General features: G+C 64.2%; 18 protein-coding genes. 8 read left to right on the forward strand and 10 right to left on the reverse strand.

Translation table 11 applies throughout. From position 1 onward, the window contains the following. Positions 1-58 precede the first annotated feature (58 nt). A complete protein-coding gene (locus LDZ24_RS22490; RefSeq protein ID WP_248323437.1) occupies positions 59-826 on the forward strand; it encodes a DeoR/GlpR family DNA-binding transcription regulator in 768 nt (255 codons plus the stop codon). A gap of 213 nt (positions 827-1,039) precedes the next feature. On the opposite strand, the gene LDZ24_RS22495 is transcribed toward LDZ24_RS22490, so the two are convergent. Genes LDZ24_RS22495 through LDZ24_RS22520 form a run of 6 tightly spaced genes read right to left on the reverse strand, consistent with a single transcriptional unit; the run spans position 1,040 to position 7,567 of the window. Continuing rightward, positions 1,040-2,059: an ABC transporter substrate-binding protein gene (locus tag LDZ24_RS22495; RefSeq protein ID WP_248323438.1), complete on the reverse strand. Its 1,020-nt coding sequence runs from the start codon at positions 2,057-2,059 to the stop codon at positions 1,040-1,042. A gap of 36 nt (positions 2,060-2,095) precedes the next feature. After that, positions 2,096-3,004: an SMP-30/gluconolactonase/LRE family protein gene (locus tag LDZ24_RS22500; protein WP_248323439.1), complete on the reverse strand. Its 909-nt coding sequence runs from the start codon at positions 3,002-3,004 to the stop codon at positions 2,096-2,098. A gap of 49 nt (positions 3,005-3,053) precedes the next feature. Continuing rightward, positions 3,054-4,040 (reverse strand): ABC transporter permease, encoded by a 987-nt coding sequence (locus LDZ24_RS22505; protein ID WP_248323440.1) that lies wholly within the window; start codon positions 4,038-4,040, stop codon positions 3,054-3,056. Next, positions 4,037-4,987: an ABC transporter permease gene (locus tag LDZ24_RS22510; protein WP_175943370.1), complete on the reverse strand. Its 951-nt coding sequence runs from the start codon at positions 4,985-4,987 to the stop codon at positions 4,037-4,039. Before LDZ24_RS22510 ends, LDZ24_RS22505 begins: the two co-directional genes overlap by 4 nt. Beyond that, a complete protein-coding gene (locus LDZ24_RS22515; protein WP_248323441.1) occupies positions 4,984-6,489 on the reverse strand; it encodes a sugar ABC transporter ATP-binding protein in 1,506 nt (501 codons plus the stop codon). The genes LDZ24_RS22510 and LDZ24_RS22515 overlap by 4 nt, the downstream gene beginning before the upstream one ends. A gap of 43 nt (positions 6,490-6,532) precedes the next feature. After that, a complete protein-coding gene (locus LDZ24_RS22520) occupies positions 6,533-7,567 on the reverse strand; it encodes a substrate-binding domain-containing protein (RefSeq protein WP_206470401.1) in 1,035 nt (344 codons plus the stop codon). Between the two features lie 371 nt (positions 7,568-7,938). On the opposite strand from LDZ24_RS22520, the gene LDZ24_RS22525 reads away from it, so the two are divergent. From LDZ24_RS22525 to LDZ24_RS22540, 4 genes are all read left to right on the forward strand, one after another. Then, positions 7,939-9,144, forward strand: a complete 1,206-nt coding sequence (locus LDZ24_RS22525; RefSeq protein ID WP_248323442.1) for a sensor histidine kinase — start codon at positions 7,939-7,941, stop codon at positions 9,142-9,144. Positions 9,145-9,227: 83 nt separating this feature from the next. Beyond that, complete coding sequence (locus tag LDZ24_RS22530; RefSeq protein ID WP_248323443.1) at positions 9,228-9,422, forward strand: hypothetical protein; 195 nt, start codon at positions 9,228-9,230, stop codon at positions 9,420-9,422. A 94-nt stretch (positions 9,423-9,516) separates the two neighbouring features. Continuing rightward, on the forward strand, positions 9,517-11,934 hold the full coding sequence (locus tag LDZ24_RS22535; RefSeq protein ID WP_248323444.1) for an FdhF/YdeP family oxidoreductase: 2,418 nt from the start codon (positions 9,517-9,519) through the stop codon (positions 11,932-11,934). 166 nt (positions 11,935-12,100) lie between these two features. Beyond that, positions 12,101-13,645: a methyl-accepting chemotaxis protein gene (locus LDZ24_RS22540; protein WP_248323445.1), complete on the forward strand. Its 1,545-nt coding sequence runs from the start codon at positions 12,101-12,103 to the stop codon at positions 13,643-13,645. A 15-nt stretch (positions 13,646-13,660) separates the two neighbouring features. On the opposite strand, the gene LDZ24_RS22545 is transcribed toward LDZ24_RS22540, so the two are convergent. Both LDZ24_RS22545 and LDZ24_RS22550 read right to left on the reverse strand, forming a co-directional pair. Beyond that, the gene (locus LDZ24_RS22545; RefSeq protein ID WP_248323446.1) at positions 13,661-14,659 is read right to left on the reverse strand and encodes a glycosyltransferase family 2 protein; all 999 of its coding nucleotides are present in this window, start codon (positions 14,657-14,659) and stop codon (positions 13,661-13,663) included. Positions 14,660-14,849: 190 nt separating this feature from the next. Beyond that, positions 14,850-15,248 (reverse strand): tautomerase family protein, encoded by a 399-nt coding sequence (locus LDZ24_RS22550; RefSeq protein WP_248323447.1) that lies wholly within the window; start codon positions 15,246-15,248, stop codon positions 14,850-14,852. A gap of 122 nt (positions 15,249-15,370) precedes the next feature. On the opposite strand from LDZ24_RS22550, the gene LDZ24_RS22555 reads away from it, so the two are divergent. Together LDZ24_RS22555 and LDZ24_RS22560 are read left to right on the forward strand one after the other, a co-directional pair. After that, entirely contained in the window at positions 15,371-16,270 is a 900-nt protein-coding gene (locus LDZ24_RS22555) for a LysR substrate-binding domain-containing protein (protein ID WP_248323448.1), read from the forward strand. A gap of 120 nt (positions 16,271-16,390) precedes the next feature. Further along, on the forward strand, positions 16,391-16,792 hold the full coding sequence (locus tag LDZ24_RS22560; protein ID WP_248323449.1) for a tautomerase family protein: 402 nt from the start codon (positions 16,391-16,393) through the stop codon (positions 16,790-16,792). Between the two features lie 82 nt (positions 16,793-16,874). On the opposite strand, the gene LDZ24_RS22565 is transcribed toward LDZ24_RS22560, so the two are convergent. Together LDZ24_RS22565 and LDZ24_RS22570 are read right to left on the reverse strand one after the other, a co-directional pair. Next, complete coding sequence (locus tag LDZ24_RS22565) at positions 16,875-18,782, reverse strand: AAA family ATPase (protein WP_248323450.1); 1,908 nt, start codon at positions 18,780-18,782, stop codon at positions 16,875-16,877. Between the two features lie 636 nt (positions 18,783-19,418). Further along, entirely contained in the window at positions 19,419-20,351 is a 933-nt protein-coding gene (locus LDZ24_RS22570; RefSeq protein ID WP_248323451.1) for a LysR substrate-binding domain-containing protein, read from the reverse strand. A gap of 166 nt (positions 20,352-20,517) precedes the next feature. Here LDZ24_RS22570 and LDZ24_RS22575 point away from each other — a divergent pair, with 166 nt between their 5' ends. Next, positions 20,518-21,588: an ABC transporter substrate-binding protein gene (locus LDZ24_RS22575; protein ID WP_248323452.1), complete on the forward strand. Its 1,071-nt coding sequence runs from the start codon at positions 20,518-20,520 to the stop codon at positions 21,586-21,588. The last annotated feature ends 4 nt before the right edge of the window (positions 21,589-21,592 follow it).

The following is a 21,592-nucleotide window of genomic DNA, read 5'->3' on the forward strand; positions in this document are numbered from 1 at the left end:
AGGCACAATGCGCACTGGAGAGGCGCGTTCATGCAGCGCCTGCGCAGGAAAATCAAAAATGGATCAACGAACCCGGACCGAGAAGATTTTCGAACGCGTGCAGACCGCGAAACTGGTGAAGCTCTCGGAGCTTTCCAGCGAATTCGGCGTGTCGATGCCGACGATCCGCAAGGACATCGACGAGTTGCAGCGGCTAGGACGCGTCGAGCGCGTGCACGGCAACGTGCGGCTGAAGGCAACGCAAAGCGACGGCGCGCGGCGCACCTACGAGACGCCCGTGCTGCCGACGAGTCCTGAGAAAGCGATGATCGGCAAGAAGGCAGCGAGCCTGATCGAGAACGGCGATTCCGTGATTCTGGATTGCGGCGCGACCGCGACGGAACTCGCGAAGAACCTGCTGGACCGGCAGAACCTGCGCGTGGTGACCAACGCGCTCAATATCGCCATTCTGCTGGGCGCGGAGCCGACCAACCGCGTGATGCTCACGGGCGGCATCTTCAAGCCGGAGACGATCGCGGTGTCGGGCGAGAAGGCCTCGACGTTCTTCGAGGGGATGTTCGTCGACAAGCTCTTTCTCGCGGCGGGTGGCGTGTCGATGGAGTCGGGCATCTCCTACCCGGACTTCATCGACCTGCACGTCAAGCGCGCGATGATCGATGCAGCGAAGACCGTCTACCTGCTGGCGGATTCCAGAAAGTTTGGCAAGCGCGAATTTGCCGCCTTTGGGGCGATCGACCGGATCGATTATCTGGTGACGGACGAAGGACTCGGCGGGGAATTCGTGGACTGGATTAAAGCGAACGGAATCGAGATTTTGTACGCGTGAGCGGGCGGCGAGCGCGTCGCGCCGCGTTCACCGCGCTACCACGTCAACTCTGCGTCGTCGGCGTTCGGGAATTCGCCCATCGCCATGGCGTCTTCGCCGCTGTCCGCAATCGCCTTACTGGCTTCGGCCCAACGCTCTCGCGCTTCAGGCGCCGGGCGGCAGCGAAGACGCGCATTGATGCACTCGCGCGCCTCGCTTTTCTACTGATTCGCCCTACTTCTTCCCATCAACCACCGCGACCACTTCCTCGCGCGTGTACTCCTTGTTCGCCAACGCCCCGGCCGGCGTCTTCGCGAGCACCGCATCCAGTTCATCAGGCTTCACTTCGAGCACCGGCATGCGGATATCGTGCGGCACCTTCTTGCCCGCGAGAATCTGCTGCGTCACCCAGAACGCAAACGACGACGCGCCCGGCGGAATCGTCACCGACATCGTCTCGTAGCCGCTCTTTTTCTGATCGGCCCACCACGCGAGCTCTTCCTGCCGGTTGCCCAGAATGATGATCGGCGTCGGCCGTCCCGCCGCCTTGATCGCCTGCGCCGCGCCATAGCCGTCGCCGCCCTGCGTGACGACGCCATCGATCTTCGGCAAGGTCGGCAGAATGCCCGCGACCCGCTTTTGCGCGACGGTCTGCGTCCAATCGCCGTGCACCGAGCCGACGATCTTCAGCCCCGGATACTTCTTCAGTTCATCGACGATGCCCTGATGGATCTCGTCATCCACCGACACGCCCGCCAGCCCGCGAATTTCGAGCAGATTGCCCTTGCCGTTCAGGCGCTTGGCCAGATAATCCACCTGCATGCGGCCCATGCCCTGAAAATCGACCGCGATGCGATACGCGCACGGCTCGGTCGCGATGCCGTCGAAAGAGACCACCGTCACGCCCGCGCCGCACGCCTGCTTGATGACGCCGTTGAGCGCCGTCGGCGAAACCGCATCCACCGCAATCGCCTTGAAGCCCTGCAAAATGAGGTTCTGAATCTGCTGGACCTGCTCGGTGGCCTGGCTCTCGGCCGTCGTGTAGCTCGGCGCGGCCGCGACGATCTTCTGCTTCACGGCGGGGTCCGCCACGTTCGACCAGCTCTTGAGCATCTGCTGACGCCAGCTGTTGCCCGCATAGTTGTTCGAAAGCGCGATCTTCATCGAGGACGTATCGCCCGTCGCGACCTGCGCCGACGCGCCCACCGATGCTGATGCCATGCACAGCGCCAACGCGAGTTTCCTGATCTTCATGCTTGTCTCCGGTTCTTGATTTGATGTGCTGGCGTGTCAGCGTCCCGCGCCGCGCACGCCGACATGAAGCGAATAGATAGACGACGTAGCCGCGATAAACAGCCGATTGCGATTGATGCCGCCGAAGGTCACATTCGCGACGACCTCCGGTATCAGAATCTTGCCGAGCAGCGTGCCGTCGGGCGCGTAGCAGTGCACGCCGTCTTCCGCGCTCGTCCAGACGTTGCCGTGCTCGTCGAGGCGCATGCCGTCCGGCACGCCGCTTTGCATTTCGATGAACACGCGCCCGTTGCGCAATGCGCCTTCGCTCGATACGTCGAACACGCGGATATGACGCGGCGCTTCGTCGTCGTGAGAGGCCGCGGAATCCGCGATATAGAGCCGCGATTCATCCGGCGAGAACGCCAGGCCGTTGGGCTTCACGAAGTCGTCGCAGACGAGCTGCACTTCAGTGCTCTGCGACGACACGCGGTACACGTTGCATCGCCCGATCTCGCTGTCCGCCCGATAGCCTTCGTAGTCGCTCAGAATGCCGTAGTCGGGATCGGTGAACCAGATGTCGCCCTTCGAATCGACGACGACATCGTTCGGCGAATTGAGCCGCTTTCCTTCGAAGTGCGAAGCAATGACGGTCACGCTGCCGTCGTGCTCCGTGCGCGTCACGCGCCGCGCGCCATGCTCGCAGGTGACGAGCCGCCCTTCGCGGTCGCGCGTGTTGCCGTTGCTGTAGTTCGACGGCGCGCGAAACACGCCCACGCCCATGCCGGGCGCCCAGCGCAGCATGCGGTTGTTCGGAATGTCGCTCCAAATGAGCAGGTCCGTCGCCGGAAAATACACCGGCCCCTCGGCCCACAGGCATTCGTCGGTGATTTTGGAAAGAAACGCGTTCGGCTGAAGCAGCAGCCTGAATCGCGGATCATGCACTTCGTAGTCGCTCGGTTTCATGTCTCCTCGTCCCTTCTGTGGATCGATTCTGTGGATCGAAATTGTCGGATCAGCGCGCCGTCTTGCCGCCCGCCGCCACCGTCACCGCGATGATGAGCACGCCGTAGACGATCGCGCGCACGCCCGCATCCGCGCCGACTGCGTTGAGCGCGGCGTTCGTCAGAAACAGGAACATGGACGCGCCCCACACGCCGGCAATCGTCGCCTTGCCGCCCGTCACCAGCGTGCCACCGATCACGACGACCGCAATCGAGATCAGCATGTACTCGACGCCCATGTCGAGCGAAGCGCCGCCCGACGTCGCCGCGAGCAAGAGCGCGGTCAGCGCCGCGATCATCGAACAGAGCACGTACGCGATGCAGCGCGTCGGATGCACGTTCACGCCCGCGAGCCACGCGGCCCGCGCGTTCTGCCCGATGGCGGAAAGCCGGCGGCCATACACCGCGCGATGCAGCAGCACGGCGAGCGCCACCGACAACGCGAGCGCGAGCAGCGCGATATACGGCACATGCAAGAGCCGGCCCGTCGCGAACGCGCCGAGCGCGGGCGGCGGCGGCGGAAGCTGGCGTCCTTGCGTGATGGCGATCGACTGAATGATGAAGCTCGAGGACAGCGTCGCGATGATCGGCGGAATGCGCAGCAGCCGGATCAGCAGATAGTTCACGATGCCGATCGCCGCGCCCACGCCGAGCGCCGCCGCCACGCCCAGCGGAATGTGTCCGTTCTCACCGCCCATCACGTGCATGCCGACGACGCCCGCAAGCGCGATGGTCGACGGCACCGAGAGGTCGATGTTGCCGACGCCCGACGTGATGACGAGCATCTGCCCGAGACCGACGAGCACCATGAACACGCCGTAGGTGAGCGCGGTCTGCGCGACGTTGCTCGCAATGCCGAAGCCGAAGATGCCGACGATCGCGAACCACACGAGCACCGTGCCCGCGAAAGACCACGCCCACGGCGCCTGAAGGCTTCTGAGCCGCGTCCACGCGGTTTCGTTGTTGGCGATCGCCTCGCCCGATGTCTGCGTCTTCATTGCCGCTCCCCGCGTTGCAGCAGCACGCGCAACGACAGCACGATGATCAGGATCGCGCCCTGCATGCCGACCTGCCAGTCCGCCGAGATGTTGAGAAATGCCAGAAACGATGCCGCGAGCGTCAGCGTGATTGCGCCGAGCACCGCGCCGATGACGGACACGCGCCCGCCGACGAACTCGCCGCCGCCGAGAATCACCGCCGCGATGGAAAGCAGCGTGTAGCGCAGCGCAAGGTTGGCGTCGGCGGAAGTCGTGAGGCCGAGCAGCGAGAGCCCCGACAGCACGCCGAAAATGCCTGCTATGCCGTAAAGCGTCGCCTTGCTGCGCACGAGCGACCAGCCGAAGCGGCGCATCGCGCGCGGATTGCCGCCCGCGCCGCGAATGCGCACGCCGGCCGAAGTACGCATCAGCAGAAAGTGCCCGATGACGGCGATCAGCACCGACCACACGATAGGCGCGGCGATGAACGGCGTCTGGTAGCCCATCGCCGTGCCGAGCCAGCCGGGGCTCGTGCCGCCCGGAGAAGGCAGGAGCACGATGGCAAGCCCGCTCCACACGAACGAGAGCCCGAGCGTCACCACGATCGACGGAATCTGCCGCAGTTCGATCAACGCGCCGACGGCCGCATACGCGAGCACGCAGCCGACGAGCGCGAGCGTGCCGAGCCACGGTTGCTTGACCAGCAGCGTCGCGCCGATACAGGCGACCAGACTCACGAACGAACCGATGGACAAGTCGAGATCGTTGACGGTGATAATCGCGAGTTGCGCGAGCGTCGCGAGCACGATCGGCACGGCGAGATTCAGCAGCAGACTGGAGCCGAAGTAGCTCATCACCGTCGGCTGCATAATGAGAATGGGCACCAGCACCGCGACGAGCGAGATGGCGGGAAGCAGCGCGCGCAGACGCGCTTGCGTGCCCTGAAACGTCGTGCGTGCGGGGGTCATGCGGCCTGCTCCTCGAAACTCGCGGCGAGGAGCGCTTCTTCCGTGCATTCGTCGGCGTGCAGCACGCGCGTGACGGCCGCCGAACGGAACACATACGTGCGGTCGCAGTGCGACAGCTCCTCGTTTTCTGTCGTGTACCAGATGAACGTGCGGCCCTTCGCGGCTTCGTCGTGAACGAGGCGATAGATATCGCGCTTCGTGCCGACATCGACGCCGCGCGTGGGGTCGTCCATCAGAATGAGCTGCGCATCCGATGCGAGCGCGCGGGCGAACAGCACCTTCTGCTGATTGCCGCCCGAGAGCGACAGAATGCCCGCGTTCATCGACGCGCCGCGTATGCCGATCTTCGTGCGCCATGCCTCGACGAGCGCGCGCGCCGCCGCGAGATCCACCAGACCGCGCTTGGCTTTCGCGCCACCGAGCAGCCACCGCAAGTCGAGGTTCTGCGCGATCGACCAGACCGGGAACACGCCGTCGCGCCCGCGATCGCCGGCGACGAACGCCGCCTTCACGCGAGACGCGCCGCGCTTGGTCGCCGCTTCATAGATGGCGAGCAGCGCCTCGGTCTGGCCTTGCCCCGCGAGTCCCGCGAAGCCGACGATCTCGCCGCGCGACGCTTCGATGACCGTATGTTTCTTCGCGCCGACGTGCCAGCTAAACGGCTTGTCGTCGCTGCGCGCGCTGCGCTCGCGCACGGCGGCCGGCGTTTTTTCCGCTTCGAGCTGCTGGCCCATCGCCTGAATGATCGACGCGCGGCTCGACTGCTCGCGCGGCAACACGCCGACGATGCCGCCGTCGCGCATCACCATCACGCGGTCCGCCACGCGCTCGATTTCACCGAGCATGTGCGTGATGAGCAGACACGTGATGCCGTTTTGCGCCGCGCGCTGCACGAAGTCGAGCAGTTGATCGGCGGTGTGCGCATCGAGCGATGAAGTCGGTTCGTCGAGAATCAGAAGACGTACCGGCGTATCCGTGACCGTGAAGCCGCGCGCGATCTCGACCATCTGCTTTTGCGTGAGCGTCAGGTCGGAGACGAGTTCATTGCCTTTCAGTCCGTTGCCCGGAAAGATCTCTTCGAGCTTCTCGCGCATCAGCGCGGTCGCGCGTTTGCGCCAGCCGCGCCCGCGCAATTGCGGATGCACGACCGTCATGTTCTCCGCGATCGTCAGATTCGGGCAGAGCGAGAGTTCCTGGAACACGCAGCGCACGCCGGCCTCGCGCGCGGCATTCGCGTCGTAATGCGGCGCCTCGCGGCCGTCCACTTCGATGCGGCCCTGCGTAGGCGTATACACGCCTGCGAGCACGGCCATCAGCGTCGACTTGCCCGCGCCGTTGTGTCCCGCGATGCCGATGCATTCGCCGCGCATGAACGCGAAGTCGATGTCCGCGAGCGCGCGCACCCGCCCGAAGGTCTTGCCGATGCCTTCGAAGCGGATCAGCGCGCCCTGCGCCTCGTTGCCGCTGGTTGCTGTTGCTGTTGCTGTTGCTGTTGCGCCCATTCACATGCCTCCATGCGTGGCGTCTGTCCTGCGTCTGTCGTGCTTATTTCTTGTCGAGCAAGGCCACGGTCTGCGGCAGCGTGTACGTCACGTCGGCCAGGCCGCCCGGCGGCGTCGCGGCGAGCTTGGCCGGCAGCTCCTGCTGCGAAATGGCGAGCAGCGGCACGTTGATGGTCACTTCCTTCGGGATCTTCTTGCCCGCGAGCACTTGCTGCGCGACCCAGAACGCGAACGACACCGCGCCCGGCGGATTCGACAGCGAACGCGACTGATAGCCCGTCTTCGTCTGCTCGCTCCACCACTGGAGTTCGGGATACGTGCTGCCGATGATCATCGGCGGCGCGGGACGATTCGCGGCCTTGAACGCCTGCGCGATGCCGAACGACATCTCGCCTTCGGTGGCGACGCCATCGACTTGCGGCAGCGTCGGCAAAATGCCGGCGACGGCTTTCTGCGCGACCGATTGCGTCCAGTCGCCGTTCACGGAGCCGACGAGCTTCATCCCCGGATGCTTCTTGAGCCCTTCGAGCACGCCTTCGTGCATCAGGTTGTCGACGGAGATGCCCGCCACGCCGCGCACTTCGAGAATGTTGCCCTTGCCGTTCAGGCGCGTCGCGAGATAGTCGACGCCCTGCTCCGCCCAGCCCTTGAAGTCGAAGTTCACGCGATACGCGCAGGGTTCGTCGACCACGCCGTCGAACGACACCACGACGACGCCCGCGGCGCACGCCTTCTTGATCGTTCCGTTGAGCGCGGTGGGCGAAACGGCGTCGATGACGATCGCGTTATAGCCCTGAAGAATCAGGTTCTGCACCTGCTGCGCCTGTTCCGTCACCTGGTTCTCGGCGGTCGTGAAAGCGGGCGCGGCGGCGACCTTCTTGTCGGCGACGGCCTGCTGCGCGACGGCGTTCCAGCTCTTGAGCATCGACTGCCGCCACGCGTTGCCCGCGAAGCTGTTGGACAGCGCGATCTTCTTTTGCGACGTATCGCCCGCGGCGACCTGCGCGTGGGCAGCCCCAGCGAGCGCGCAAACGGCGAGCGTGAGCGCGGCCTTGACCGGCATTCCTTTACGGAACATCTGTTCGTCTCCTTTCATTCTTCTTGTGGAGCGGCGCGACGCGACTCGATCATCGGCACGCCCCTTCAGACGCATTCGCACGCGGTGCGGATGCGTTGCTTTCAGTTAGTCTGCTCGATTCGTCCTGCGGTCAGGCCAATCACGGTGGTCAGGCCACCGCAATCGCGGAGCCAGTATAGCGACTGGTGCTAGCGCGCGCAATTCGCTTACGTTACCGGTAACGGCGTGCTGCGGACGGCATCGCACGGTCCAGGGCAAAGGTCGGTTTTTCCGGTTCGGCGCAGGCGCGCAAGGTCGGCTATGCGAGGACGCAAGCGCCGGCCGCAACCAGTCATTAGAATGGCTGAACCGCCAGCACACCGTGAGAGCACATGAGCTTCGCGCGCAAAGCCACGTGGGCCGCCTGCATCGACACCCTCGCGTTCTCGGAGACCGAGACCGTGCCGGTGGCCGTGCTCCTGCGGCAGCGAAAAGCGCTCGCGAGTTTGCACGACGCATTCCAGGGCGAACGTTCGATAGCGCGGCTGCAAGAGGCCGCCGCACAGGCCGCGTCGACCGGCTGCGCATCGCCGATGGCGAAGGTTCTCGAACTTCAGCGCGCCGACAACGCGCTCATCGTGAAGGCTCAAGTCGGGATGGACGCCACGGCGATCGGGCGCGAAGCGGGCACGGCGGAAGCCGGCAATCCGCCCGGCGAGGCGCTGATTTCGGCGCGGCCGGTCGTCGTCGCCAATGTGCCCGCCGAACGCGGCGCGCGCGCGCCCGCGATCCTGCGCGAATACCGCGTCGTGACATCGGTGAGCCTGCCGCTCATCGGCGCCGAGGGACCGTACGGCATCCTCGAAGTGGATTACGACCAGCAGCACGAAGTCGACGCATCTCACCTTTCGTTCCTCGCCTCGATTGCGGCGATCCTCGCGGAAGGCATCGAGTCGAGGCAACGGCACGAGGAACTGACCGAAGAACGCGACGCGAAGGCCGCGCTCCTACGCGAGCAGCAGCACCGCATCCGCAACAATTTCCAGATGATTACCGCGCTCCTCGAACGGCGCGCGAGCGAGTGCGCGGACCCCGCGGTCCAGAAGGGCTATCGCGAAGTGGAGCGCCGCGTGTTCGCGATGGCATCGCTCTACGATCATCTGCTGGGCCTCGGCGAGCATGAGGAAAGCGTCGATCTCGGCGCGTATCTGGAAAACATGAGCGCGAGTTTCGAAGACTTCTACGATCTCCCCGGCCATGACGTCTCGCTCGCGCTGGCGCTTGAACGCGGCGCGGCGACGCTTCCGATCGACACCTGCGCGGCTATCGGCACGGTCGTCAACGAACTGGTCGCCAACGCGGTCGAGCATGCTTTCGTTGGCTGCGCGGGCGAGATTCGCGTGGCCATGCAGCGCACGGCGGCGGGCGTGGCGATCGAAGTGAGCGACAACGGCTGCGGCTATGCCCCCGGCGCAAGCGAGAACACGGGCTTGAGCACGGTCCGACGCATCGTCGGCAGCTTCGGCGGCCAACTGACGATGCAATCGGCACAAGGCGGCGGCACGCGCTGGACGCTGACCGTGAACGCGCCTGACTGAACGTATTCGTTGCGAGCCGCATTCGCGGCGCAGGCAGAGGGCTTGCTGCACGACAGGCGATGACCACTACCAAGGACAACGCCATGACCCCGCTCCCCCTGCCCCTGCGTCGCTCGCCCGTAGCGGCCGTGTTGTGGATGTCGACGCCATCCGGCGCGCCATCCGACGAATCTGACGACGATCTCGACGACGTGCTCGACGAGACCGGCGCAGTAACGAACCGCAGCAACGGCAAGACCGGCACCAACACGGAAGCCGAGCCCGACCCGAAGTCCTGACGCCTGCCGAAGCGGTCGAGTCACTTCGACGCGCCCAAACGCAGACCGGCATAAGCATTGCTGCCATCCGCAGGTCGGATAACGGAGAGCAGTAATGAGCAAGCGAGAAGTTCCGGGCGTAGGCCCGTATGGCGGACCGGCGGGTGGATGGGGCGCGTTGCAGGCCGTCGCGCGGGCGCTGAAGCAGCAAATGGGCGTCGCGCGCGAAGCGACGATGCTCCTCAAAGTCAACCAGCCCGCGGGCTTCGATTGTCCGGGCTGCGCGTGGCCGGACCCGCGCAGCACGTCGTCGTTCGAATTCTGCGAGAACGGCGCGAAGGCCGTCTCGTGGGAAGCCACGACCAAGCGCACGACGCCCGAATTCTTCGGACGCCACACCGTCAGCGAGCTGTGGACGTGGAACGACTTCGCGCTGGAAGACGAAGGACGGCTCACGCATCCCATGCGCTACGACGCCGCGTCCGACCGCTATCTGCCGATCTCGTGGGACGAAGCATTCGAGCGCATCGGCCAGTCGTTGCGGGCGCTGCCGGACCCGAACATGGCGGAGTTCTATACCTCGGGCCGCGCATCGAACGAAGCGGCGTTCCTGTATCAACTGTTCGCGCGGCGCTTCGGCACCAACAACTTCCCCGATTGCTCGAACATGTGCCACGAGCCGACGAGCGTCGGTTTGCCCGAGTCCATCGGCGTGGGCAAGGGAACGGTGACGCTCGCGGACTTCGATCACTGCGACGCGATTTTCTGCATCGGACACAATCCCGGCACCAACCATCCGCGCATGCTCGCGACGCTGCGCGCGGCCGCCCGGCGCGGCGCGAAGATCGTCGTGCTCAATCCGCTGCGCGAGCGCGGTTTGGAGCGCTTTGCCTCGCCGCAGGACCCGGTCGAAATGGTGACGGGCCGCTCGACCGCCATCGCCACGGATTACATTCAGGTGCGCATTGGCGGCGATGTCGCATTCCTCAAAGGCATGATGAAGACCGTGCTCGCGCTCGACCGCGAGAGCCAGGCGCAAGGCGGCGAAGGCGTGCTGGATCGCGCGTTCATCGACGAACACACGAGCGGCATCGACGAACTGATCGCCGACATCGACGCCACTTCGTGGGACCAGATCGTCGGCGCGTCGGGCGTCGAGCGCGAAGAGATCGAGCACATCGGCAACCTGTATGCGAATGCGAAAGCAGTGATCGCGTGCTATGGCATGGGCATCACGCAGCACCACAGCGGCACGGCCAACGTGCAGCAGATCGTCAACCTGCTGCTTCTGCGCGGCAACATGGGCCGCGACGGCGCGGGCATCTGCCCGTTGCGCGGCCATTCGAACGTGCAAGGCGATCGCACCGTCGGCATCACCGAAATACCGCATCAGGAAATGCTCGATTCGCTCGGGCGCGTGTTCGGCTTCACGCCGCCGCGCGAACACGGTCACGGCGCGATCTCGGCGATCGAAGCGATGCGCGATGGCCGCGCGAAGGCGCTCATCGCGCTCGGCGGCAATCTGCCGGTAGCGATGTCGGATACGCCCGTCTGCTACGAGGCCATGCGCAAGCTCGACCTCGCCGTGCATATCGCGACGAAGCTGAATCGCTCGCACTTGCTGGTCGCGAAGGAAACGATCCTGCTGCCGTGCCTCGGCCGCACGGAACTGGATGTGCAGGAGAGCGGGCCGCAGTCGATCACGGTCGAAGATTCGATGTCGATGGTGCATGCGTCGCGCGGGTCGCTGCCGCCCGCGTCCGAACATCTGCGCTCGGAACCGGCCATCGTCGCGGGCATTGCGAAAGCGACGCTCGACGATCCGTCGCTCGACTGGGACGGCTGGGTGGCGGACTACAACCGCATCCGCGATCTCATCGAGCAAGTGTTTCCGCAGTTCGAGCGCTACAACGAGCGCATTCAGGACCCGGGCGGCTTCCGCCTTTTCAACGCCGCCGCCGCGCGCCGCTGGGATACGCCCGAGGGACGCGCGCGCTTCATCGCGCATAAGGGCGTGATGATGGACCCGCGCGTGGACCGCAGCGACGCGCTGATTCTCGCGACCATCCGCAGCCACGATCAGTACAACACGACGATCTACGGCTTCAATGACCGATATCGCGGCATCACGGGTCGGCGCGACGTGGTGTTCGTCAACGAACGCGATCTCGAAGCGCGCGGGCTTCAGCACGGCGATCTCGTCGATCTGGAGACGATCGAAAGCACGGTGAGCGTCGGCGGCTCGCGCCGTCTGTGCGGACTCACTGCGGTCGCGTTCGATATCGCGCAGGGGTCCATCGCCGCGTACTATCCGGAAGCCAATTGTCTCGTGTCGCTCTCGGACAACGATGCGCGCAGCGGCACGCCGGCGTACAAGTCGATTCCGGTGCTGCTCTCGCTGAGCCAGGGCGACTGTCAGGTGGGCGCCGACGCGCACACATGGCAGCACGGCGACGTCCCCAACGACAAGACCGGCGCCACCGTCGCGGCGGAAGAGCCGGAGCATCGGCGCGTGCGGAACACGCCGAACTGAGCGCGGCTAAACGGCGGCAGGCGAAAGCGAGCCTGCCGCTTTTTCCGCACGATCTGTCTATTTTTAGCACGCTATCAAGTCGGCGCAATCGTTTCCGTTATTACAGCCCAGAGGCCGCTCGTCCCGCGCTGGGCCGTGAGCGAACATCAACGAAACGACGACTCGCATGACTTTTTCTAGAAAACTCTGGCTGCCCCTGCTCCTGAGCCTTGCGTGCCTGGCAGGAATCTCCGTGGCCGACGCATTCCGCATGCGCGCCGTACGCACCGAGCAAACCAAGCTCGACATCAAGCACGCGACGGAAGTCGCGAACAGCATCATCAAGGAGTTCGCGCAGCAAGCGGCGAGCGGCGCGATCACGCAAGATCAGGCCAAACAGGGCGCGTTGAGCGCGATCCGCGACATTCGCTTCGGCGACAACGGCTACTTCAGCGTGTTCGACTCGCAGGCGAAGGTGCTCGTGCATCCGATGAAGCCTGAGTTCGTCGGCAAGGTCATGATGGACTTCAAGGACCCGAACGGCGTCTATCTGTACCGCGAGATCATCGACGTGGGCAAGCGCGAGGGCGCAGGCTACACCTACTATTCCTTCGCCAAACCCGGCAGCAACCAGATCCTGCCGAAGATGTCGTATGTCTCGATGTATCAGCCGTGGGACTGGCTCATCGTGACGGGCGTGTATATCGACGACATCAACGCCGCCTTCTACGCGTCGCTCGGCTGGAGCCTCGGCGTGCTCGCGGTGATCGCGCTGGTGCTGTGCGTGGTCGTGTCGCGGCTCAATCGCGGCATTCTGCGGTCGATGGGCGGCGAGCCCTCGTACGCGGCGGAAGTCGCTAACCAGATCGCGGACAACAACCTCACCGTCGATGTCGCGACTCAGGCGGACGACCATTCCAGTCTCATGTATTCGATGGCGCGCATGCGTGCCCAATTGCTTACTGCGATCGAGAGCGTGAAGACGTCGGCCAACGCGATTGCGAGCGCGAGCCGCGAGATCGCGGTCGGCAACACGGACCTGTCGTCGCGCACGGAGCAGCAGGCGGCGTCGCTTCAGGAAACGGCGGCGAGCATGGAAGAACTGACCGCGGCCGTGAAGCACAACTCGGAGAACGCGCGGCAGGCGAGCGGCCTCGCCGGCACGGCGCGGGACGTCGCGAAGGAAGGCACCACGATCGTCGGCGAAGTGGTCGGCACGATGGCCGAGATCGAGCATAGCTCGCACAAGATCGGCGAGATCATCGACATGATCGAAGGCATCGCGTTCCAGACCAACATCCTCGCGTTGAATGCGGCCGTCGAAGCGGCGCGCGCGGGCGAGCAAGGCCGCGGCTTCGCGGTGGTGGCGGGCGAAGTGCGCAGTCTCGCGCAACGGTCTTCCACGGCCTCGAAAGAGATTCGCGAATTGATCGAGGCGTCCAGCACGCGCGTTCACGCGGGCACGCAACTCGTCGGCCGCGCCGGCGACACCATGACGAAGATCAGCGCGGCAATCCAGAAGGTGACCGACATCATGGACGAGATCGCGTCTGCATCGAACGAGCAGAGCCGCGGCATCGAACAGGTGAATCAGGCCATTAGCCAGATGGACGAAGTCACGCAGCAAAACGCAGCGCTGGTGGAACAGGCGGCTGCGGCGGCCGGGTCGCTGCAGGATCAGGCCGAGCAGTTGAAGTCGACGATGGCCGTGTTCAGAACGGCGTCGGTCTGATCCTGACTGCGCGAACTAACGCAGCGGCCGCGAGCCTGTGGAACTGAAGGTGGCGTGGCCGAGCGAGTTCAGCTTTCGCGATACGCGGCGAAGCAGAAAGCGGCCGACATTCCATGCAATCCACGGGTCGCTCGCGCATGTTTTGAGCACGCTTGCAGTGCCTTCGGACTTGCGCATCGAGACGAGCTTCGTTTTTGCATCGAGCCACCTGAGACTTTTCGAGCGGCGAGCGACGAGCGCCCGCAAACGTGGATTGCCACCGATTGCGGGCCGCGACAACAGCTGATCGGTGGCCGTCTTCATCGCGCTGTAGTTCACCCGTGTACGGCTCATGCCGGATGCGGTCTTGCTGATCGAGCCCATTCTCTCCGTGTAGAGATAGTAGGCATCGTTGGTGCATACCCAGACACAGCCGGCTAGCAGCGCGTCGAGCATCAAGTGGAAGTCCTCGCCATGACGCAAGCTCACGGGATAGCGCAGCCCCCGATTCACCAGCGCGTCGCGGCGAAATAGCGGCATGAGAAGGCCGAAGTCGCATTCGGTCGATTCCCCTGCCGCGTTGTAGAGGAAGCTATCCAGCGTGACCTGGAAGTGCGGCTCGCTTCCTCTTCGGCGGAACCCGGGCCGGACGACTTCCTGTGCGACTGCATCGTAGATCAGCAGGTTGTCCGTCACGATATCGGCCCCGGTATCGTTCCCGAGGCGCACGAGCCGCTCTAACCGTTCAGGAGCGAAGCGGTCGTCGGCGTCGAGAAGCGCGATCCACTGACCGCGGGCTTTCTCGATGCCCGCGTTGCGCGCGCCGCCGGGCCCCACGTTCTCGGCGAGATTGATCAGCTTAATGCGGCTGTCTTCTCTCGACGCAGCCTCCACGACCTTCGCGGTATCGTCGGTCGAGGCGTCGTTGACGACGATGATTTCGAGTGGCGCGAGCGTCTGCTTTTGCAGCGATGCGATTCCGACTCGTATGAAGTCCTGCGCATTGTAAGCGGGAATTACGACCGATACTGACATGCGGGTCCTCCCAAACTGCCACAGTGTCGACAGGCAGTGGTGCCTACCGAATGCACCGTAGCATAGTCAATGCGCGAATCAAGTGCAATGCGTGAAGATATGCACTGCGAAAGAGCGCGTCGAACCGACGGAACGTTCGATTCGGCTGTTGCGGCGCAACCTGTGAGCGGCCTGCAGCCGCTCGTCCGCCTCATCCGCCGGCATCATCCTTTACATAGGATGCCGAACCATTGCCGAAAGACCATTCGTCGCGCGCGTTCGGCTGCAACACGACCAGCACGTCCTCCGGACGCAAGCCCGGGTTCGCCGCGAGATTGTTCGCGATGGCCTTGAACAGCGCCTTCTTTTGCGCGGTGTCGCGCCAATTGCCGGCCGTGATGTTGATCACGACGAGGTCATCGGTGCGATGAATCCCGAGATAGTCGCTGTCGTAGATGAACTCGTCGCGCTCGTGTTGATGAACGAGATGGAACCGATCGTCGGCCGGCGCGCCATACGCCTCGACTAGCGCCTGATGCACGCCTTCGCTAATGGCTCGGATATGCGCGGTGGACTTGCCTTTGATCAGAGAAATGCGGATGAGCGGCATGGCTTGTTCACTCCGGTTACGAGACTGTGGGCGTCTCTGCTACTTGACGTGCAAACAATACGGCCGGATGATCATTCCGTAAATTTGAAACTTACGAACTGTCGCATCTGCGAAATCGAACGATGCCTACGCGAACCAATCTCGACATGGATGTGCTGAGAACCTTCGTCACCGGGTTCGAACTTGGCAGCTTCGCGCGCGCGGCGGAGCGCCTCGGCCGCTCTCAATCTGCAATCAGCACGCAGTTGCGCAGGCTGGAGGATCAGATCGGCCGGCCTCTCGTGCAGAAGTCCGGGCGCGGGCTCGCGCTCACGACAGCGGGTGAAGGTCTGCTGAGCTACGCGAAGCGCTTGCTCGAACTCAACGACGAAGCAGTGGAAACCGTGAGAGGATCGGACCTCGAAGGCTGGGCGCGTCTCGGCTTGCCGCAGGACTTCGCGGAAAGCTGGCTGCCGGCGGTCCTCAGCCGGTTCGCGAGAGCGCATCCGAAGGTTCGCGTCGAGGTCCAGGTGGATAGAAGCGCGTCGCTCATCGAGAAGACACTCTCCGGCGCGCTCGATGTCGCGCTCGTCTGGGGAGACGGCAACGCGTCGCCGCACGGCGAACGCGTGGCGGCCGTGCCCATCCAGTGGGTCGGGCGGCCTGATTGGGGTGGCGTGGAAAGTCTTGGCGGGCAGCAGCTGCCCTTCGTGGCGTTCGAGCCGCCCTGCACGTTCCGCTCGGCCGCCGTCGATGCAATGGATGCAGCCGGCCTGTCGTGGAGGCTCGTGTTCACCAGTCCCAGTCTTTCGGGGCTTTGGGCTGCGGTCGAGGGCGGCCTCGGCATCACCGTTCGCACCGCCCTGAAGATGCCGTCATCGCTCGTTGCGCTGGACCCGGTGACAACCGGCTTGCCCGCCCTTCCGCTCGCTCCGCTCGCGCTGCATCGCGCTGAAGCCGAACCCACGGCCGCTGTCACCAAGCTGACCGATATCGTGACCGAAACGATCCGCGACGAGCTTGCCGCCGTAGCGGTGCGCTGAGCGACGGTTCGATTCGATGAATGGATGAGTTCCAAACTTTCAAATTGCTCGAAGCGGCGCGCAGCCCTATCGTTTCGATACGCAACGCGCCGCGTGTGCATCGAACAAGGAGAAATGGCCATGCCCTTCATCAGCGTCAAAGCGATCGGTGAACCGCTCGCGCAGCATCAGGTGAAAGCGATTCAGGAAGGCATCACTGCGTTGATGGTCGATGTCCTTCAAAAAGTCGGGCCTCTCGTGGGCGTCCTCGTCGAACAGGTGCCCGCGAAGAGTTGGACCGTCGGTGGCGAGCCGGTCGCATGCGCCGCGCAGGTCGATGCCATCGTCAGTGCCGGGACGAATACTGCGGAAGAGAAGGCGCGCTTCATCCGTGAAGCCAACGCACTGCTGAAATCGGTGATCGGCAACACGCTGTCGGAAGTGAGCTATGTCGTGATTCACGAAGTGCCGAAAGACAGCTGGGGCTACGACGGACTCACGCAAGCCTATCGCGCCGATGCGCGCGCCTCGCGCGAATCATGACGAGCCGCGCGCGCGGCGTGCCATCGGAGCAGAGAGCAAGGTGCATCACCGCTTAACGTGATGATGCACCGCGAGCAACGGGTTAAGCCGCGAGCACCTCGTCAACCGCTTCGACCGCCGCCGCATGTTCGCGAATCAGCCGATACACCGTCTCGCCAGGAACCGTCTCCGATTCGAGCAGTTGATCCGCAATCGCGCGAAGCACCGGCTCATTCGCCTTGAGCAATGCAAAGCAGGCATCGTTCAGGTCGGAGAGAAGCTCGTTCGCGTGCCCGATCGCCGTCTTCAACTGCAGGCCCGCGACTTGTTGCGGCAAGGCGGCGAGGCTGAACAGATTCCCGTCGTTATTGAAGCCGAACTTCGAGACCATATCCAGCCCGATGCGCGATGCTTCCTGCAAGTCCTGCGCCGCGCCGCTCGATGCCTCGTTGAACATCAACAGTTCCGCGTTGCGTCCGCCGAGCAGCACCTGAATCTCGTTGCGCATCTCGGTCTCGCGATACAGATGCTTGTCCTGCGCCTTCGTGATGAGCGCGACGCCGAGCGCGCCGCCGCGCGGCAGAATGGTGACTTCTTCGAGCACGCCCGTGTTCAGCAGCGCCGCAACCAGCCCATGCCCGGCTTCGTGAATGGCAATGCGCGTGCGTTCGTCGTCGGACAGCGCGCGCTCCGCGCCGTTGATGTCGCCGATGCGCGCGATCTTGATCGCTTCGACGAAATGATCGGCCGCGACTTCCGTATCGCCGGCTTTGCGCGCGACGAGACCCGCCTGATTCACGATCATCGCGAGCGTGGCCGGCGACAAGCCCGTGGTCAGTCGCGCGAGCTGCGTGAAGTCGATGTCGCCCGCCTTCGTCTTCAGGTTGGCCGCGTAGAAACGCAGGATCTTCTCGCGGTCCTCGATATCGGGCAAACGCACCTGGATGGTCCGGTCGAAACGGCCCGGGCGGCGCAGCGCCTCGTCGAGATTGTCCGGGTGATTCGTCGCCGCAACGATGATGACGCCTTCGTTCGACGCGAAGCCATCCATCTCTGCAAGCAGCTGGTTGATGATGCGGTTGCTCTCCGCTTCCACAGGACCGCCGCCCGTATCCGTGCGCTTGCCGAGGCCGTCCGCTTCGTCGATGAAGATGACCGTCGGCGCGTTCTTGCGCGCGAGTTCGAACAGATGCTTCACCTTCTGAATGCCGACGCCGTAGTACTTCGCGCTGAAATAGCTGCCCGTGATCGCGATGAAGTTCGCGCCGCATTCGCCCGCGAGCGCCTGCGCGAGACGTGTCTTGCCGACGCCCGGCCCGCCCGTCATGAGGATGCCGCACGGCGCGCGCACGCCCATGCCGGTGAATTGCGCGGGCTCGGTCAGCCACGCGCGCACGTCCGCGAGCGCGGCTTTCGCTTCGCCCGCGCCGATCACGTCGTCGAAGCGCATGGCCGGCGATTTCGCCAGCAATTGCGCGCCGCCGCGCATCTCGCGGCGCATGAACCATAACAAGCCGGCGACCATCGCGACGGGCAACAGGATGCTCAGGAGATCGCGCAGGCGATTGAAGTCGTCGTCCCATCGCGCCATGCCCGTTTGCACATTCGCGTCCGGCAGCCAGACGAGTTGATATGACGTGGCTTCGCCGGACTTCATATCGCCGATCAAGAGCGCATTCGAGAAAGCGCCGTTATGGTCGGCGACGTAGTACTTCTCGCCGCGCTGCGTCGATACGAGAATCGCATCGCGGCTCACGCCGATGGCGGCCACGTCGCGGGCGCGGATATCGGCCATGAGTTGAGAGACGTCTTTCTCGCGATGCGTCCACGGCTTCGCGTCCGCGCGCATCGCGCTCGCCACGCCGGCGAGCGCGAGCGGCTCGTGGTGCGCAGCATCGGCATGATGACGCCACGCGATGGCGCCCGCAGTGGCGATCAGCGCGGCGAGAGCGACGCCGTACGCGACGAAGCGGCCAAAGCGCGAGCGAAAGAGATTCCTTACCGGTTTCATCTGGCAAATCCTGAAACGCGTCGCGATGGCGACCGTTCTTTGTGTGGGCGTAAGCGCCCGGTCTGTAAAGGTGAGGCTTCGGTGGCGGGATGTCCGCCGGATACGGCATGACGATTGACCTTCGACCGCAGAAGAAATGTGCGCGTGGCACTAGCTGTTTTTACGGCGGGCCGCGGGCCTTCTTGATGTCAAAAGCCGAGACCGGTAATTTGTTCGCGCTGTTTCATGCGGATAACGCGCCGTCGCACGGAGTGCAGGGTATCACAGCGCGCGCAAACGCTCTCGTGCGGTAATTAATGCTGAAACGGACCTTGGTTGTTTGCGGGCGGTCTATGCGTGCTTCTGCACGTCGTGCGACGAGCACATGGTGATCGTTGTGCGGCACGTAGGCGGGCGAGTGGTCATGGGGTCTCTCGCGTACCCGCCTTCTGCCGGTTTCGAGTTGAACGTGGATAAGCGACGACCAGCCGTTCTAGCCCTCCATGCACAAGTCGAACTTCGACTCGGGACCTCGGCCTATCACAGTGCTTCGACGTCCTTATTAATTACAGCGGACAAGATCGGACTGAACGACCAGAGGAAGCGCGCAGCGCCTTCGGGCAGAAACCCCTCGCGCTTCCCGTTTCGATACTCCGGTTAGCCCCGCACCCGCCCTCGCCTCCTCTCCGTCTCGACGACCTCATCGAGCAATTCATCATGCAGTTCGCGCAGCACCTCGACGAAAGCCGACGCGAGCCGCTCGCGCGGACGATGCGGCGGAAACAGCAGATACGTCGGAAAACGCGTCTGCGGCAGGAAAGGACGAATGACGACCTCCGGCCCCGCGAAGTCCCGAGCGACGATCGGATGCGCAAGCGTCACGCCCATGCCGTGACGGACCATCTCGCAGCACATCGCCGTGTATTGCGCCTCGATGGCGAGCACGCGCTGGACGCCCGCGCGCTGAAACACATCGTCCATGGCGGCGCGCGTACCGTCGCCGTGACACAGCGAGATGAACGACTCGCCTTCGAGATCCTTCGGGCGAATGCTGCGCTTGGCCGCGAGCCGGTGATTCGCCGGCATCACGCACACAGCCGGCACGTTCGATAGCTGCTCGACCTCGCAGTCCGACGCCTCGCTCACATAGACCGCGACGCCGAGATCGCAGAACTGCGATGCCGTCCAGTGATTGACCGTGCCCGACGTGTTCACATGCAGCGAGACCGTCACGTCCGGAAAGAGCGCGACGAAGCGCTTGATCGCATGCGGCACGAGCGTCATGCCAGCCGATGGCATCGCCGCGATGCGCAAACGTCCGCTGCCCAGATTGCGAATCTGAGCCGCCGCGTTGGCGAGGCCCTGCAAGCCGACGAACGCGCGCTCGACCTCGCGAAAGAACGCCGTGCCCTCGCTCGTCGGAATGAGCCGCACGCCGCTGCGCTGGAAAAGCTGCAGGCCCGTGTCGCGTTCGAGTTGCGAGATCAGGCGGCTCACGTTCGGCTGCGACGTGAAGAGCGCCTTGGCTGCGGCCGTCATCGATCCCGACACCATGACCGCGCGAAACGCCTCGATGTGCTTCAGGTTCATGCGTGCTTTCCCCTAAGTGCTGACCACGATGACGAGCCAATGTATATCAACTGTGCATGGGTCAGTATTTTATTTGTATTGGACGATATGAATTGTCGGCGCGACACTCGATTCATCGACGGGACCACACCCCGCGTCCCACGCCCCCCGCCATGGAGATCACGTCATGAAAAGAGCGTTGCATCGCCGTCTGTCCGCCCTTTCCGCTCGCCCCACGATCACCGCTCTGGCGCTCGCCGCAGCCTCCGCCACGCCGATGCTCGCGCACGCCGAAACCACGCTGTATGTCGCGAACGTAGGCGGCTCGAACGAGCAGCTCTATCGGCAGAAGATCATCCCGGCCTTCGAGAAGTCGCATAACGTGAAGGTGGTCTACGTGGCGGGCAATTCGAGCGACACGCTCGCGAAGTTGCAGGCGCAACGAGGGCATCAGCAGATCAATGTCGCGGTGATGGACGACGGCCCGATGTATCAGGCCATGCAGATGAACCTGTGCGCGAAGCTCGACGACGCGCCCGTCATGAACGACGTCTATCCGCTCGCGAAGATCGGCCCGAGCGCGATCGGCGTCGGCATGGTGGCGACGGGCATCGGCTATAACGAGGAAGCGTTCAAGAAGGCCGGCCTGCCGCCGCCCGATTCGTGGAAGGTGCTCGAAGACTCGCGCATCAGGGGCAAGCTCGGCGTGCCGCCGATCACCAATACCTACGGCCTGCACACGCTCGTCATGCTCGCGCGGCTGTCGGGCGGCGGCGAGAAGAACATCGACCCCGGCTTCACCGCGATGACCAAGCAAGTCGCGCCCAACGTGCTCTCGTGGGCGCCGACGCCCGGCGAGATGGACGGCCAGATGCAGTCCGGCGACGTGATTCTCGCGCCTTACGGCAGCGGCCGCGCGGTCGCATTGCAGAACACGGGCTTCCCGCTCAAGTTCATCTACCCGAAGGAAGGCGCGGTCGCGTTGCAGGTGGCGGCGTGCGTGGTCGCGGAGAACGCGCAGCCGAAGCTCTCGCAGGAGTTCGTGCAGTACCTGCTGACGCCGGAAGTGCAAATGCTGCAAGCGCAGAACATCGGCCTCGGTCCGGTCAACAAGACGGTGAAGCTCGCGCCGGAAGTCGCGGCGCGCGTGCCTTATGGTCCCGATCAGGTGGCGAAGCTGACCGCAGTGGACTGGGCGACCATCAACCAGCATCGCACCGAATGGACGGAACGCTGGAATCGCACGGTCGAGCGCTAAACGA

Source organism: Caballeronia sp. Sq4a (genome assembly GCF_023170545.1).
Taxonomy (GTDB): domain Bacteria; phylum Pseudomonadota; class Gammaproteobacteria; order Burkholderiales; family Burkholderiaceae; genus Caballeronia.

Bases quoted from the DNA above. Each gene is read 5' to 3' on its own strand.
- LDZ24_RS22565 (WP_248323450.1), bottom strand. From the start codon at position 18,782: ATGAAACCGGTAAGGAATCTCTTTCGCTCGCGCTTTGGCCGCTTCGTC.
- LDZ24_RS22555 (WP_248323448.1), top strand. From the start codon at position 15,371: ATGCCTACGCGAACCAATCTCGACATGGATGTGCTGAGAACCTTCGTC.
- LDZ24_RS22510 (WP_175943370.1), bottom strand. From the start codon at position 4,987: ATGACCCCCGCACGCACGACGTTTCAGGGCACGCAAGCGCGTCTGCGC.
- LDZ24_RS22570 (WP_248323451.1), bottom strand. From the start codon at position 20,351: ATGAACCTGAAGCACATCGAGGCGTTTCGCGCGGTCATGGTGTCGGGA.
- LDZ24_RS22545 (WP_248323446.1), bottom strand. From the start codon at position 14,659: ATGTCAGTATCGGTCGTAATTCCCGCTTACAATGCGCAGGACTTCATA.
- LDZ24_RS22575 (WP_248323452.1), top strand. From the start codon at position 20,518: ATGAAAAGAGCGTTGCATCGCCGTCTGTCCGCCCTTTCCGCTCGCCCC.
- LDZ24_RS22530 (WP_248323443.1), top strand. From the start codon at position 9,228: ATGACCCCGCTCCCCCTGCCCCTGCGTCGCTCGCCCGTAGCGGCCGTG.
- LDZ24_RS22525 (WP_248323442.1), top strand. From the start codon at position 7,939: ATGAGCTTCGCGCGCAAAGCCACGTGGGCCGCCTGCATCGACACCCTC.
- LDZ24_RS22495 (WP_248323438.1), bottom strand. From the start codon at position 2,059: ATGAAGATCAGGAAACTCGCGTTGGCGCTGTGCATGGCATCAGCATCG.
- LDZ24_RS22505 (WP_248323440.1), bottom strand. From the start codon at position 4,040: ATGAAGACGCAGACATCGGGCGAGGCGATCGCCAACAACGAAACCGCG.
- LDZ24_RS22515 (WP_248323441.1), bottom strand. From the start codon at position 6,489: ATGGGCGCAACAGCAACAGCAACAGCAACAGCAACCAGCGGCAACGAG.
- LDZ24_RS22520 (WP_206470401.1), bottom strand. From the start codon at position 7,567: ATGTTCCGTAAAGGAATGCCGGTCAAGGCCGCGCTCACGCTCGCCGTT.
- LDZ24_RS22490 (WP_248323437.1), top strand. From the start codon at position 59: ATGGATCAACGAACCCGGACCGAGAAGATTTTCGAACGCGTGCAGACC.
- LDZ24_RS22535 (WP_248323444.1), top strand. From the start codon at position 9,517: ATGAGCAAGCGAGAAGTTCCGGGCGTAGGCCCGTATGGCGGACCGGCG.
- LDZ24_RS22550 (WP_248323447.1), bottom strand. From the start codon at position 15,248: ATGCCGCTCATCCGCATTTCTCTGATCAAAGGCAAGTCCACCGCGCAT.
- LDZ24_RS22560 (WP_248323449.1), top strand. From the start codon at position 16,391: ATGCCCTTCATCAGCGTCAAAGCGATCGGTGAACCGCTCGCGCAGCAT.
- LDZ24_RS22540 (WP_248323445.1), top strand. From the start codon at position 12,101: ATGACTTTTTCTAGAAAACTCTGGCTGCCCCTGCTCCTGAGCCTTGCG.
- LDZ24_RS22500 (WP_248323439.1), bottom strand. From the start codon at position 3,004: ATGAAACCGAGCGACTACGAAGTGCATGATCCGCGATTCAGGCTGCTG.